Genomic DNA, 12,321 nt, shown 5'->3' with positions numbered 1-12,321 from the left:
CCGTTCCGGTTAATTTAGCGTTTTCTACCCTACCGCCGACGTCGCAACCGGGCGCCGCGACTTCTCGATCCCCGAAAACCGCTTCAGGAAGGCATTTTGCGCGGAGGTTACCGAGCGCGGTGTGAAGTCGAAGCGCTCGGCGGAAAAACCGCGCGGACGGCCGAAGAATTCGGTCGCTTCGGCGGTAGAGAAGCCGGCGAGCAGCGTTGCCTCGAAATAGGCGGCGATCTGGTCGGCACGCTTGATCTCCCTGCGCAGTGCCGCGGCCGGTTCGGGCGGCAGGGAAAAGCGCAGATGGATCGCGCGCTGCAGGCGCAACTCGCAGTCCTTGTAGCTGCCGCCCATCACCGACTTGAACGGCGAGATCATGTCGCCGATGACATATTCGGGCGCATCGTGCAGCAGCGCGGCCAACTGGTCATCGGCCGAAGCTTGTGGCGCCAGTTCGTTGAACAGCGCCTCGACCAGCAGCGAATGCTGGGCAACCGAAAACGCATGCTCGCCGCTGGTCTGGCCGTTCCAGCGGGCGACCCGGGCAAGCCCATGGGCAATGTCCGAAATCTCGATGTCGAGTGGGGAGGGGTCGAGCAGGTCAAGCCTACGGCCGGACAGCATGCGCTGCCAGGCACGCGGCGGCGCACCGGCGCGGTCCGCCGCCATCAGGCTTCCTCCGCGCTGACGGTTTCCTGAGGAAAACGGAATTTGGCCCATGCGGGAATGGTCACCGTCACCGGGACATCGCCAGCCAGGATCGGCAGGCCGGCATCCAAGGCTGCCTTGACCCTGTCTATGCGGGCGATGGCAAGTCCCGTGCCGCCGGTACTCGAGCCGAGTGTACCGACGGGCCGTCCCTCGACGGTGAGGTCGGTGCCCGCGGCGGGCAGGGGAGGACTTGCCTGGACAATCAGCACGCGGCGCCTCGCCGTGCCGCGATGCTGCATGCGCGAGACGACTTCCTGGCCGACATAGCAGCCCTTCCTGAAGCCGACGCCACCCGTCTCGTCGAGCAGGACGTCATGCGGAAAGGCGTCGCCCAACGCGTAGTCGGCGCCGCTCTCGACAATGCCGTGGGCGATGCGGAAGGTTTGCCAGGCGTCGTCGTCGCCGGCGTCTTCGGTGCCGGCATAGGAGCGCGTGACGCCTTCACCGGGAAAGCGCGTGTCGGCAACCGCGGTTGAATCATTTTCCGAAGGGATTGACTCTTTTCCCCACGCAACAGTGACAAGCGCTTGTTCCGATTTGGCAATCTCGACCTTGGCGCGAAGCCTGTAGAGCATCAGCCGGCGAACGAAATCATCTGAAATGTCGGCACGGCATTCGAGGCGGAAGGCGTTTTCACCGGCGCGCGAGATGAGGAAATCGAACAGGATCTTGCCTTGCGGAGTCAAAAGCGCGCCGGGCTTTGCTTCGCTTTCGCCGAGCGTATCGAGATCGGTGGTCAGGATGTTTTGCAGAAAGTGCTCGGCATCCGGGCCGGAAACGGAGATGAGCGCGCGGTCTTTCAGCAGGGCAAAGGGCATGGGGAGGATAAAAGCCTGATCTTGCAAAACGGTTGGCCATTACGTAAGCCGCTGACACTCCCCCCGCAAGAGAGCATGCCCATGACCTACGACCTCATCCTGACAGGCGGCACGGTAGTCAACCATGACGGCGAGGGGCAACGCGATATCGGCGTGAAGGACGGGCGCATCGCGGTCATCGGCGATCTCCGCCGGGCCTCGGCCGGTGAGACGATCGACTGCCGCGGCCTGCACGTCCTGCCCGGTGTCATCGACAGCCAGGTGCATTTTCGCGAGCCCGGACTGGAGCACAAGGAAGATCTGGAAACAGGCTCGCGGGCCGCGGTGCTCGGCGGCGTCACCGCGGTGTTCGAGATGCCTAACACCAACCCGCTGACCACCAGCGAGGCAACGCTTGCCGACAAGATCCGGCGCGGCACCGGCCGCATGCATTGCGACTTCGCGTTCTGGGTCGGCGGGACCCGCGATAACGCCAGGGATGTCGGTGAACTCGAGCGGTTGCCGGGTGCGGCGGGCATAAAGGTCTTCATGGGATCGTCCACCGGCGATCTGCTGGTCGAGGACGACGAAGGTGTCGCTTCGATCCTGAGGAACACCCGCCGTCGTGCCGCGTTCCATTCCGAGGACGAATTCAGGTTGCGCGAACGTCTGGGCGAACGCATCGAGGGCGATCCGTCATCGCATCCGGTCTGGCGCGACGAGATCGCCGCCTTGCGCTGCACCGAACGGCTGGTGCGCATCGCGCGCGACGCTCGCGCCCGCATCCACGTCCTGCACATCTCGACCGCCGAGGAAATTCTGTTCCTTGAACAGCACAAGGACGTCGCGACCTGCGAGGCGACGCCGCACCATCTGACGTTGAGTGCCGACGATTATGCCCGGCTCGGTACGCTGATCCAGATGAACCCGCCGGTGCGCGCCTCCCGTCACCGGGACGGCGTCTGGCATGGCATCGCACAAGGCATTGTCGATGTGCTCGGCTCCGACCACGCGCCGCACACGCTGGCCGAAAAGGCAAAACCCTATCCGGCCTCGCCCTCGGGCATGACCGGTGTGCAGACGCTGGTGCCGATCATGCTCGACCACGTCAATGCGGGACGGCTGACCTTGCAGCGCTTCGTCGATCTCTCCAGCCACGGGCCGCAACGTATCTTCGGCATGGCCAGGAAAGGCCGCATCGCCGCCGGCTATGATGCCGACTTCACCATTGTCGACATGAAGCGGCGCGAGACCATCACCAATGCGCAAGCCGGTTCAAGAGCGGGCTGGACGCCTTATGACGGCAAGGAGGTCACCGGCTGGCCGGTCGGCACCGTCATTCGCGGCCGCCAAATCATGTGGGAAGGCGAAATCGTGACGCCTGGGCAGGGGCGGGCGGTGGAGTTTTCCGAGGCGTTGCCGGGATAGGCTTCCTCAACCTCCCTTGTCGTGGGGGGTAGGATCGCTCAGTCGCCAGCGACGAAGAACGTCCACTGCCCGGCGGGCGTGATGCCGACGCGATAGAAGATATAGGCGCCGAACTGCTTCATGTCGTCGAAATCGCCGGCGGTTACGATCTTGAACAGTTCGACCCGCTGCTTGGCGTCGAGCTTGTCCAGCGGCAGCGCGAAGAAATACGGCCAGACATAGAGTTCCTGCGGTGTGCCGGCGTCGACATGAACATAGCCGGCACTGAGCACTTCCTCCAGGATGGCCAGGATCTCCTGGCCGTCCGGATCTCCCGACAGGCCTTTGAGGAAGGCGATGGCGTCGCCGTCGATGTCGGCCAGCGACAGTTGGGTCATGCTGTCGCCCTTGCCGATCAGGGGCCTGAGCTTTTCGATATCACCGCTCTTGCAGGCTTCGATGATGAGGTCGTGCATGCGCCGCACGGGCTCAGGCAGCTTGCCGAGGTCGTAGACGACTTCCGGCAAGGGTGCTTCGGGATCGACACGCGGCCTGTTGCTGCCGCCATCCGCAGGACTGTCGGGCTCCGCCGCGTCCGGAGCTGCCGGCTGCTGGCCGGTCGAAGGCGGCGTTCCCACCGGGTCAGGCATGGGAATCGCGCCGCCCGACGACGAAGCGTCGTCATCCGCTGACGGTGTGACGGGTGAGGGAAGCTTTTCGTCCTGGATTTCGCTCAGCGCATAGGCCGGGCTGCTGGCCAGGCACGCCACAAAGGCAATCGCGGCACAGCAAGCGGCGAGGCGGATGTAGAGGACCGGGCCCTTCGACCGGCCGGACATCGGAAAATTCACTGCCCGTTTCTCCTTGGCTCCCGGGCATGATGCCCAAACGGCACTCGATCGTCAAAGAACCGGATGTCGGTTCAGTGCCGCAGCCGCTCGGGTTCGAAGGCGCCAGCAATAACCTTTTCACGCATGCGGTCGAGCAGGGCAAGGGCCGATGTCTCGCCGTTGGCGCGCAGCATTTCACCGAACGCGGTCTCTAGCGCCGCCTCGGCAATGATCTCGGGCTCGATGCCGGCCGAAAGGCCTTCCGCCCAGGCTTCGCTGTGGCTCTCCACCGCCGTCAGGCGTTTCTCTTCCCTGACCAGCGCGTCGATGTCGTTGACACCATGTTCCATAAGCGATGTCCACCCTTTCAAGCGGCGACCCCTCAATGGGGATCATGCTTGATCTGTTCCGTTTACACGCAGCCTAAGTAAGTATCTGTAAATACGACATTTTTTTGATCGTGTTTTACAGGGGGCGGCTGTGTTTGGCGAAGCTGCGTTTCAACCCGGATCAAACTTAGCCGATTAGGCCGGCCTGCGGGTTGAAAACCTTCAGTTTGAGTTAATTTCGCATTCGTGCGGTAACGTTTGATTAACGCTGTTGCAGAAGTGCAACATCAGGATTGCACCAAGACACCGACCGGTACAAGCCGGACTTCTCCAACTTGACCGATGATGGCCCCGATATCTGTTGATGGATTGCCTCGAGCGCGCGGCGCCGAAATCCAGTCATGCAACGCGCATTATGTGATTGTTCTCACGCATGTCGTGTCCACAAAGCCGGCGCGGCTTTGGGCGGCATACGCTAGTTTCCATAGCGCGAGGCGATATCGCGCGACAGCGTCTCGCCTTCCTTCATGTAGCGGTTGATGGCTTCGGTGGCTGAAGCGGTGCACTGGGTATAGGTGCCGCCGAAGGAACGATAGCCGCGATTGAAGCTGGCGATGAACCGGGCACGGCGCTCCGGGTCCGGATTTTCCGAATCGAGCAGTTTTTCCATCTCGCCACGCCACTGGTCGCCCTTCTCCCCGCACAGATTGCGCAGGAAATGCAACGACCCCAGAACCTCTGCAAGCCGCATCAGCCCCGGCTCGAACGGCGACTCGGCGCTGAGCGCCGGACGCACGGCCACTGCCGTGCTGACGGCTATGCATAAAGCAACAAGAAAAGGAGCGCGGCTCATAGGTCTATGTGGCCAAACAATTTGTCGCCTGCAAGGCGTTTCCGGCGCGGCCGTTGAGGAATTCAGCGGCTGTCACGGGAACCAGCAGGTCGGCCAAGCAGATATTCCGCGACCGCGAACACCGAACCGGCAAGCGGCAGCGCCGCCATCTCGCGGAGCGTGTAGAAGGCGGCTGTCTCGGCATCGTCGCTGGCCACGGCCTCGCCCCCGGCATAGGCGGCGCCGAAGACTGTGAGTCGGTAATCGACAGGGTGGGAATCGACCCTGCCGTCGATATGGATTTCCCGAAGCGGGCGGAAACCGGTGGCACGCAGACCGGTCTCTTCCAGCAGTTCGCGCTTCGCGGCATCCTCCAGCGTCTCGCCGGCCTCGACCTTGCCGCCTGGAAAGGCATAGAGTCCCTGTGAGGGCTGCCGGGCACGCTTGACCAGCAGCACGGTATCGCCACGCACCACGGCTACCGAGACGGCCGGCAGTATCTTTCGTATGTCGTTCATGGCTCTCAATCGTTCGGCCGCCGCGGCCCGCTGTGGACGGTTGGCGTCTGGCAGCTTTAGCGGTTGCAGTGCGGCAGTTCCATCGCCACTTTCTTGCGCAACCATTTCAGAGCAGGAGCAATCGATCATGTGCGGACGTTTTGCCTTGACGGCCACGCCGGATCAAACCGCTGCCTTTCTGGGCTTGGCCGAACTGGAAGATTTCCCGGCGCGCTACAACATCGCGCCGGCCCAGCCGGTGCTGATGGCGACCGCTGGTGCGCCGCGCTCACCGGGCTCCAATTTGCCGGACCGGCAACCGATGCTGGTGCGCTGGGGGCTCATCCCGGCCTGGGTGAAGGACACCAGGGAGTTTCCGCTGCTGTTCAACGCGCGCTCGGAAGGCGCGATCGAAAAGGCCTCGTTCAAGGCTGCCATGCGCCATCGCCGCGCACTGGTGCCGGCGTCGGGCTTCTACGAATGGCGGCAGGCCGGGGGCAAGAAGGGGCAGCCCTATTGGATCCGGCCCAGGCATGGCGGGCTGATCGCCTTTGCCGGGCTGATCGAGACCTATGCGGAGCCAGGCGGCTCGGAAATGGATACCGGCGCAATCCTGACGGTAACCGCCAATGCCGACATCGCCCATATCCACGATCGGATGCCGGTGGTCATCGATCCCGGGGACTTCGCTCGCTGGCTGGATTGCCGCACGCAGGAACCGCGCGATGTCGCCGACCTGTTGCGGCCGGCGCAACTTGATTTCTTCGAAGCGATTCCAGTCTCCGACCTCGTCAATAAGGTCGCCAACACCGGACCGGAGATTCAAGCAAGAGGGGAGATCGGCCCGGAGCCCGAGAAGGCCAGACGCCAGAAGCCTGGCACCGACGACAGTCAGATGACGCTGTTCTAGCGAAGCCTGTCGAAGGCCTTATTCCAGGGTGCTTGTTCGCACCCTCATCGCCGGCGATCGCGCCGGCGGAACATCATCTCAGGCGGCGCGCGGCGATACGATCTTCTGCGCCGGCTTCTTCTTCTTCGCGGTATGAAGAAGTGCCGCGACGATCGCGGCCGGGCCGATTGCGCGATAGTGGCTGGCCAGCGCCGGTTGCTTGGCGCGGTTGGCGTCCTGCTTGCTTCGAGGCATGTTCTCTTCCCTGGTAACGTTTTCGTGTCTGCGTTTGATGGCTGATTCCGACCAAATCGTGACGCTTGGTGATCTAGCCGGCGAATGTTTCATGACTGTGCCGACATGTTTAATAAAATGTTTCACTGGCTGATTCCGCGTGATCGAGCGACGGTTTTGCCCGTCCTGGCGACGTTTTTCCCGAGATCAGCGACTTGACGGCAACACTGGCCAAGGCGATAAAGCCGCCCATGAAAACGTCTTTCGCCATTTGTGGCATTTGCATTATTGGCTAGCCTCGCGCTGGTCCGGACGTTTTCGCCTCATCTTTCCCCAGATTGGACAAACGCCCCGGCCAGCAGGCTGGGAGCCTGATTTGCGCCTCGGCGCGGGGCTGGCTCCATGCAAACAAGAAGTTCTGAACCGGGAAGGCATGGAATGTCTGACGCATCGAAGGGCCTGCACCTCTACAACACGCTGACGCGCACAAAGACGGATTTCGTTCCGATCGATGCGCTGAACGTGCGCATGTATGTCTGTGGCCCCACCGTCTACGACTTCGCCCATATCGGAAATGCCAGGCCGGTCATCGTCTTCGACGTGCTGTTCCGCCTGCTGCGCCATCTCTATGGACAAGCCCACGTCACCTATGTGCGCAACATCACCGACGTCGACGACAAGATCAACGCGCGTGCGTTGCGCGATTTCGGCAGCGAGATATCCACCGGAAAGCTGTCGCTCAACGAAGCGATCCGGCGGGTGACGGAAAAGACCGCCGACCAGTTCCACAGGGATGTCGCCACGCTCGGCTGCCTCGAGCCTACGGTCGAGCCGCGCGCCACCGAATTCGTCGAGCCGCGGGCCGACGGCAAGGCCGACATGATCACCTTGATTCAAAACCTGATCCAACGCGGCCATGCCTATGTCGCGGCTGGCGAAGTTCTCTTCGACACGGCGTCGATGCCGGACTATGGGCAATTGTCGAAGCGCAATCTCGACGAGCAGCAGGCCGGCGCTCGCGTCGCCGTCGATGCGCATAAGAAGAACCCGCAAGATTTCGTGCTGTGGAAGCTGTCATCGCCGGAAGAGCCGGGTTGGGAGAGCCCATGGGGCAGGGGCCGGCCGGGCTGGCACATCGAATGCTCCGCCATGTCCGCGGCCTATCTCGGCGAGGTTTTCGACATCCATGGCGGCGGCCTCGACCTGATCTTCCCGCATCATGAGAACGAGATCGCCCAGTCGCGCTGCGCCCACGGCACATCGGTCATGGCCAATGTCTGGATGCACAATGGCTTCCTGCAGGTCGAGGGGCAGAAGATGTCCAAGAGCCTCGGCAATTTCTACTCGATCCATGAACTGCTGGAGACCGAGACCTTCGGCGGGCGCAGCTGGCCGGGCGAGGTTCTGCGGCTGGCGATGCTGATGACGCACTACCGCGAGCCGATCGACTTCTCCGTGCGCAAGCTGGAGGAGGCGGAGAACACGCTGCGCAAGTGGAAACGCGCGGCGGACCTGGCGCCGGCCGTCGGGCAACTGCCGGCAAAGGTCGTGGAGGCCCTCTCCGATGACTTGGCCACCTATGCCGCCTTCCAGGTTTTGACGCAGTTGGCCGGTGAGGCAGCCGACGGCAATGAAGCCGCCGCCGCACTGAAGGCGTCGCTGCTGTTTCTTGGCTTCGATGTCGGCTCCGAACACGTGGATGGGGACAAGATCGCCAAGGCAATCGCCAATCGCCTCGCCCTCATCGCGGCGAAGAACTGGGCCGAGGCCGACCGCATCCGCGATGACCTTTTGGCGCAAGGCGTGCAGTTGAAGGACGGCAAGGATCCGGCGACCGGCGCACGCATCACGACCTGGGAGGTGAAAAGATGATCGACCATCTCGGTATCAACGTTGCCGATTTCGACACTTCGAAGGCTTTCTACGACAAGGCGATGGCACCGCTTGGCGCTTCGCTGATCCACATGGTGCCGCTGGAATACACCGGCGGTGCCAAGATCGGCGGCTATGGCCGCGATCGCCCTGTGTTCTGGCTGCAGGCCGCCAAGGACAAGCCCAAGGCCCATCAGCACGTCGCCTTCACCGCGCGCAGCCGTGCCGAGGTCGACGCCTTCCACGCCGCGGCCCTTGCCGCCGGCGGGAAGGACAATGGCGGGCCGGGGCTGCGCCCACATTATCACCCGAACTACTACGGTGCCTTCGTCTTCGATCCCGACGGCAACAACGTCGAGGCTGTCTGCCATGATCCGGAGTGAGACGCGATGAGCCTCGACAATCGGCCGGTCTACACAGGCGGCTGCCAATGCGGCGCGGTGCGCTTCCGCGTCGAAGGCGCGCTTGGCGACGCCTCGATCTGCCACTGCCGCATGTGCCAGAAGGCGAGCGGCAATTTCTACCTGCCGCTGGTCTCGGTGCGCGGCGCCAAGGTCGACTGGACACGCGGCGAGCCCAAGCGTTTCCGTTCCTCCAATGCCGCCTGGCGCGGCTTCTGCGCCGAATGCGGCACGCCGCTGACCTTCGAGGCGCCCGACGGTCTTGCGCTGGCGATAGCCGCCTTCGACGATCCGGCCGATATCGCACCGACCATCCAATGGGGCACCGAAGCGAAACTGCCTTACGTCGATACCATTCCGCAATTGCCGGGTGAGGACACGATGGCGGACATGGGGTCGGCTCCCTATCTCGCCGAGCTTGTCTCCTACCAGCACCCCGATCACGACACCGAACAATGGCCGCCGGAGGAAAGACCATGACCGAGATCGTCCGAACCGGCGGCTGCCAGTGCGGCGCCGTGCGCTTCCGCATCAGGGGAGCGCTCGGGCGTCCGTCAATCTGCCATTGCCGCATGTGCCAGAAGCAGTTTGGCTCGTTCTTCGGCGCGCTGGTTACCGTGCCCCGGGATGGCGTCGAATGGACCCATGAGGAACCGAGCTATTTCCAGTCGTCGATCAACATCGATCGCGGGTTCTGCGCCCGCTGCGGCACGCCGTTGACCTACCGCCAGCCCGGCGGGCTCGAGATCGCCATCGGCGCCTTCGACGACCGCTCGGATCTGGCGCCGCAAATCCAGGTCAACCATGCGGCCCGGTTGCCCTGGGTGGAAAAGATCTTCCAGGCGCCGGTCCACGACGATCCCGACTACTACGCCAGGCAGGAGCAGATCATCTCCTTCCAGCATCCCGACCACGAAACCGCCAACTGGCCGCAACAGGGCTTGAAATTATGAGCTTGCGCACACTCTATCCGGAAATCGAACCGTTCGACTCAGGCATGCTCGATGTCGGCGACGGCCACACGGTCTATTGGGAGCGTTCCGGCACCAAGGGTGCCAAGCCGGCCGTGTTCCTGCACGGCGGACCGGGCGGCACCATCTCGCCAAAACACCGGCGGCTGTTCGATCCAAAACTCTACGACGTCATCCTGTTCGATCAGCGTGGCTGCGGAAAATCGACGCCGAACGCCTCGCTGGAGGCCAATACGACCTGGCACCTCGTCGCCGACATCGAACGCCTGCGCGAAATGGCCGGCTTCGACACATGGCTGGTGTTCGGTGGTTCCTGGGGCTCGACGCTGGCGCTCGCCTACGCCGAGACACACCCTGACCGCGTCAGCGAGCTGGTGGTGCGTGGCATCTACACGCTGACCCGCGCGGAGCTCGAATGGTATTATCAGTTCGGTGTCTCCGAGATGTTTCCCGACAAGTGGGAACGTTTCCTGGCGCCGATCCCGCAGGCCGAGCGCGGCGATATGATGGCGGCCTACCGCAAGCGCCTGGTCGGCGCGGACCGTGAGGCGCAGATAGAGGCTGCTCGCGCCTGGAGCCTATGGGAAGGCGAGACGATCACGCTGCTGCCGGAGCCTGAAACCAGTGGTCCGTTTGGGCAGGACGACTATGCCGTCGCATTTGCCCGTATCGAGAACCACTATTTCGTCCATGCCGGCTGGCTGCAGGAAGGGCAGCTTCTGCGCGATGCGCACAAGCTCAAGGACATTCCCGGCACCATTGTCCATGGCCGCTATGACATGCCGTGTCCGGCGCGCTATGCCTGGGCGCTACACAAGGCCTGGCCAAAGGCCGATTTCCACCTGATCGAAGGCGCCGGCCACGCCTATTCCGAGCCCGGCATCCTCGACCGGTTGATCCGCGCGACGGACAAATTTGCAGGCAAATGACCATGACCCGCGACCGCCTCTATCTCTTCGACACCACATTGCGCGATGGCCAGCAGACGCCGGGCATCGATTTTTCGGTCGAGGACAAGATCGCGATTGCAAAACTGCTCGACGACTTCGGCATGGATTATGTCGAGGGCGGCTATCCCGGCGCGAATCCAACCGACACCACCTTCTTCCTGAAGAAGCGCACGGCCAAAGCGAAATTCGTCGCCTTTGGCATGACCAAGCGGGCAGGGGTCTCCGCCTCGAACGATCCCGGGCTGGCGGCGCTCGTGCGGTCGAAATCGGACGCCATCTGCTTCGTCGCCAAGAGTTGGGATTATCATGTCCGTGTGGCGCTTGGCTGCACAAACGAGGAGAACCTGGAGTCGATCGAGACGTCGGTCGAGGCATCAGTCGCCGCCGGCAAGGAAGCGATGGTCGACTGCGAGCATTTCTTCGATGGCTTCAAGGCCAATCCGGACTATGCGCTGGCCTGCGCGAAAACGGCGTACGATGCCGGCGCGCGCTGGGTGGTGCTGTGCGATACCAACGGCGGCACGCAGCCCTCGGAAGTGCGCACCATCGTCGCCAAGGTCATCGCATCGGGCATTGCCGGCGATCATCTGGGTATCCACGCCCATGACGACACGGGCCAGGCGGTTGCGAATTCCCTGGCCGCCGTCGAGGCCGGTGTGCGCCAGATCCAGGGCACGCTGAACGGCATTGGCGAGCGCTGCGGCAATGCCAACCTGATCTCGATCGTGCCGACACTGGCGCTGAAGCCGGCATTCGCCGATCGTTTCGAGACGGGTATTTCGGCCGAAGCGCTGACCGGCATCTCGCGCCTGTCGCGCGCATTCGACGAACTCTTGAACCGTGCCCCGGAAGCGCAAGCGCCCTATGTCGGCGCCTCGGCCTTCGCCACCAAGGCCGGCATTCATGCCTCGGCGCTGGCCAAGGAACCGGCGACCTATGAGCATGTGCCGCCGGAATCCGTCGGCAACCGCCGGCGCGTCATGGTCTCCGATCAGGGCGGCAAGGCCAATTTCCTCGCCGAACTGAAGCGGCGCGGCATCGAGGTGCCCAGGGACGATCATCGGCTCGATGCGCTGATATCGGTTGTCAAGGAGCGCGAGGCCGAAGGCTATGCCTATGAGGGCGCCGACGCCTCCTTCGAGCTGCTCGCCCGCAAGATGCTGCACGGCCTGCCGGAATTCTTCAATGTCACCTCGTTCCGCTGCATGGTCGAGCGGCGTTTCGATGCCAACGGCCAGTTGAAGACCGTGTCTGAAGCGATCGTGAAAGTGCTGGTCGACGGTGAGGAGAAGATGTCGGTGGCCGAGGGGCACGGACCGGTCAACGCGCTCGACATTGCGCTGCGCAAGGATCTCGGCAAATACCAGAGCGAGATCGTCGACCTCGAACTGGCCGACTTCAAGGTGCGTATCCTCAATGGCGGCACCGAGGCGATCACCCGCGTGCTGATCGAATCGCATGACGGCACCGGCGCGCGCTGGTGGACGGTCGGAGTTTCCGAAAACATCATCGACGCTTCATTCCAGGCGCTGATGGATTCGATCATCTACAAGCTGATGAAGAATCGTGAGATGGCTGGCGTGGTTGCCGCCGAATAGGGTTGACCCATC

At 63.0% G+C, this 12,321-nt stretch carries 16 protein-coding genes; 8 read left to right on the top strand and 8 right to left on the bottom strand.

Going from position 1 to position 12,321, the window contains the following annotated elements; translation table 11 throughout:
- Positions 1–24: 24 nt before the first annotated feature.
- Both EB815_RS26865 and EB815_RS26860 read right to left on the bottom strand, forming a co-directional pair.
- The gene (locus EB815_RS26865; protein ID WP_056563397.1) at positions 25–660 is read right to left on the bottom strand and encodes an HD family hydrolase; all 636 of its coding nucleotides are present in this window, start codon (positions 658–660) and stop codon (positions 25–27) included.
- Positions 660–1,520, bottom strand: a complete 861-nt coding sequence (locus EB815_RS26860) for a YgfZ/GcvT domain-containing protein (RefSeq protein ID WP_056563393.1) — start codon at positions 1,518–1,520, stop codon at positions 660–662. Before EB815_RS26860 ends, EB815_RS26865 begins: the two co-directional genes overlap by 1 nt.
- Before the next feature lie 75 nt (positions 1,521–1,595).
- Between EB815_RS26860 and EB815_RS26855 the strand changes: the two genes are divergently transcribed.
- Positions 1,596–2,927 carry a dihydroorotase gene (locus EB815_RS26855; protein WP_056563390.1) on the top strand — a complete coding sequence of 444 codons (1,332 nt, stop codon included), beginning with the start codon at positions 1,596–1,598 and terminating at the stop codon, positions 2,925–2,927.
- Between the two features lie 38 nt (positions 2,928–2,965).
- Here the strand turns inward: EB815_RS26855 and EB815_RS26850 are convergent, their stop codons facing one another.
- The 4 genes from EB815_RS26850 to EB815_RS26835 all read right to left on the bottom strand — a co-directional run bounded on the left by EB815_RS26850 (position 2,966) and on the right by EB815_RS26835 (position 5,415).
- Positions 2,966–3,757: a hypothetical protein gene (locus EB815_RS26850; protein ID WP_056563387.1), complete on the bottom strand. Its 792-nt coding sequence runs from the start codon at positions 3,755–3,757 to the stop codon at positions 2,966–2,968.
- A gap of 71 nt (positions 3,758–3,828) precedes the next feature.
- Entirely contained in the window at positions 3,829–4,086 is a 258-nt protein-coding gene (locus EB815_RS26845; protein WP_008874920.1) for a hypothetical protein, read from the bottom strand.
- Positions 4,087–4,540: 454 nt separating this feature from the next.
- Positions 4,541–4,918 (bottom strand): TIGR02301 family protein, encoded by a 378-nt coding sequence (locus EB815_RS26840; RefSeq protein WP_056563384.1) that lies wholly within the window; start codon positions 4,916–4,918, stop codon positions 4,541–4,543.
- 62 nt (positions 4,919–4,980) lie between these two features.
- Positions 4,981–5,415: an NUDIX hydrolase gene (locus EB815_RS26835; RefSeq protein WP_056563379.1), complete on the bottom strand. Its 435-nt coding sequence runs from the start codon at positions 5,413–5,415 to the stop codon at positions 4,981–4,983.
- Between the two features lie 127 nt (positions 5,416–5,542).
- On the opposite strand from EB815_RS26835, the gene EB815_RS26830 reads away from it, so the two are divergent.
- Positions 5,543–6,304 carry an SOS response-associated peptidase gene (locus tag EB815_RS26830; protein WP_056563376.1) on the top strand — a complete coding sequence of 254 codons (762 nt, stop codon included), beginning with the start codon at positions 5,543–5,545 and terminating at the stop codon, positions 6,302–6,304.
- A 78-nt stretch (positions 6,305–6,382) separates the two neighbouring features.
- Here the strand turns inward: EB815_RS26830 and EB815_RS26825 are convergent, their stop codons facing one another.
- Both EB815_RS26825 and EB815_RS33460 read right to left on the bottom strand, forming a co-directional pair.
- On the bottom strand, positions 6,383–6,538 hold the full coding sequence (locus tag EB815_RS26825) for a hypothetical protein (protein ID WP_013896350.1): 156 nt from the start codon (positions 6,536–6,538) through the stop codon (positions 6,383–6,385).
- Positions 6,539–6,647: 109 nt separating this feature from the next.
- Positions 6,648–6,788 (bottom strand): hypothetical protein, encoded by a 141-nt coding sequence (locus EB815_RS33460; RefSeq protein ID WP_162258858.1) that lies wholly within the window; start codon positions 6,786–6,788, stop codon positions 6,648–6,650.
- Between the two features lie 167 nt (positions 6,789–6,955).
- On the opposite strand from EB815_RS33460, the gene cysS reads away from it, so the two are divergent.
- The 6 genes from cysS to cimA are packed head-to-tail and all read left to right on the top strand — an operon-like array spanning position 6,956 to position 12,309.
- On the top strand, positions 6,956–8,389 hold the full coding sequence (gene cysS, locus EB815_RS26820) for a cysteine--tRNA ligase (RefSeq protein ID WP_056563369.1): 1,434 nt from the start codon (positions 6,956–6,958) through the stop codon (positions 8,387–8,389).
- Positions 8,386–8,772 (top strand): VOC family protein, encoded by a 387-nt coding sequence (locus tag EB815_RS26815; protein WP_056563367.1) that lies wholly within the window; start codon positions 8,386–8,388, stop codon positions 8,770–8,772. Before cysS ends, EB815_RS26815 begins: the two co-directional genes overlap by 4 nt.
- 6 nt (positions 8,773–8,778) lie before the next feature.
- Positions 8,779–9,270, top strand: coding sequence for a GFA family protein (locus tag EB815_RS26810; RefSeq protein ID WP_056563364.1), 492 nt, complete (start codon positions 8,779–8,781; stop codon positions 9,268–9,270).
- Positions 9,267–9,743 carry a GFA family protein gene (locus EB815_RS26805; protein WP_081294778.1) on the top strand — a complete coding sequence of 159 codons (477 nt, stop codon included), beginning with the start codon at positions 9,267–9,269 and terminating at the stop codon, positions 9,741–9,743. Before EB815_RS26810 ends, EB815_RS26805 begins: the two co-directional genes overlap by 4 nt.
- A complete protein-coding gene (gene pip, locus EB815_RS26800) occupies positions 9,740–10,690 on the top strand; it encodes a prolyl aminopeptidase (protein ID WP_056563358.1) in 951 nt (316 codons plus the stop codon). The genes EB815_RS26805 and pip overlap by 4 nt, the downstream gene beginning before the upstream one ends.
- Positions 10,687–12,309 carry a citramalate synthase gene (cimA, locus tag EB815_RS26795; protein WP_171883320.1) on the top strand — a complete coding sequence of 541 codons (1,623 nt, stop codon included), beginning with the start codon at positions 10,687–10,689 and terminating at the stop codon, positions 12,307–12,309. Before pip ends, cimA begins: the two co-directional genes overlap by 4 nt.
- Positions 12,310–12,321 lie beyond the last annotated feature (12 nt).

It is taken from the genome of Mesorhizobium loti (assembly GCF_013170705.1).
Classification (GTDB): domain Bacteria; phylum Pseudomonadota; class Alphaproteobacteria; order Rhizobiales; family Rhizobiaceae; genus Mesorhizobium; species Mesorhizobium loti_D.
This window is presented reverse-complemented; position numbering and strand designations above follow the sequence as displayed.

Coding starts and splice junctions, on each gene's coding strand:
- EB815_RS26865 (WP_056563397.1), bottom strand. CDS start 660: ATGGCGGCGGACCGCGCCGGTGCGCCGCCGCGTGCCTGGCAGCGCATG.
- EB815_RS26860 (WP_056563393.1), bottom strand. CDS start 1,520: ATGCCCTTTGCCCTGCTGAAAGACCGCGCGCTCATCTCCGTTTCCGGC.
- EB815_RS26855 (WP_056563390.1), top strand. CDS start 1,596: ATGCCCATGACCTACGACCTCATCCTGACAGGCGGCACGGTAGTCAAC.
- EB815_RS26845 (WP_008874920.1), bottom strand. CDS start 4,086: ATGGAACATGGTGTCAACGACATCGACGCGCTGGTCAGGGAAGAGAAA.
- EB815_RS26840 (WP_056563384.1), bottom strand. CDS start 4,918: ATGAGCCGCGCTCCTTTTCTTGTTGCTTTATGCATAGCCGTCAGCACG.
- EB815_RS26835 (WP_056563379.1), bottom strand. CDS start 5,415: ATGAACGACATACGAAAGATACTGCCGGCCGTCTCGGTAGCCGTGGTG.
- EB815_RS26830 (WP_056563376.1), top strand. CDS start 5,543: ATGTGCGGACGTTTTGCCTTGACGGCCACGCCGGATCAAACCGCTGCC.
- EB815_RS26825 (WP_013896350.1), bottom strand. CDS start 6,538: ATGCCTCGAAGCAAGCAGGACGCCAACCGCGCCAAGCAACCGGCGCTG.
- EB815_RS33460 (WP_162258858.1), bottom strand. CDS start 6,788: ATGGCGAAAGACGTTTTCATGGGCGGCTTTATCGCCTTGGCCAGTGTT.
- cysS (WP_056563369.1), top strand. CDS start 6,956: ATGTCTGACGCATCGAAGGGCCTGCACCTCTACAACACGCTGACGCGC.
- EB815_RS26815 (WP_056563367.1), top strand. CDS start 8,386: ATGATCGACCATCTCGGTATCAACGTTGCCGATTTCGACACTTCGAAG.
- EB815_RS26810 (WP_056563364.1), top strand. CDS start 8,779: ATGAGCCTCGACAATCGGCCGGTCTACACAGGCGGCTGCCAATGCGGC.
- EB815_RS26805 (WP_081294778.1), top strand. CDS start 9,267: ATGACCGAGATCGTCCGAACCGGCGGCTGCCAGTGCGGCGCCGTGCGC.
- pip (WP_056563358.1), top strand. CDS start 9,740: ATGAGCTTGCGCACACTCTATCCGGAAATCGAACCGTTCGACTCAGGC.
- cimA (WP_171883320.1), top strand. CDS start 10,687: ATGACCATGACCCGCGACCGCCTCTATCTCTTCGACACCACATTGCGC.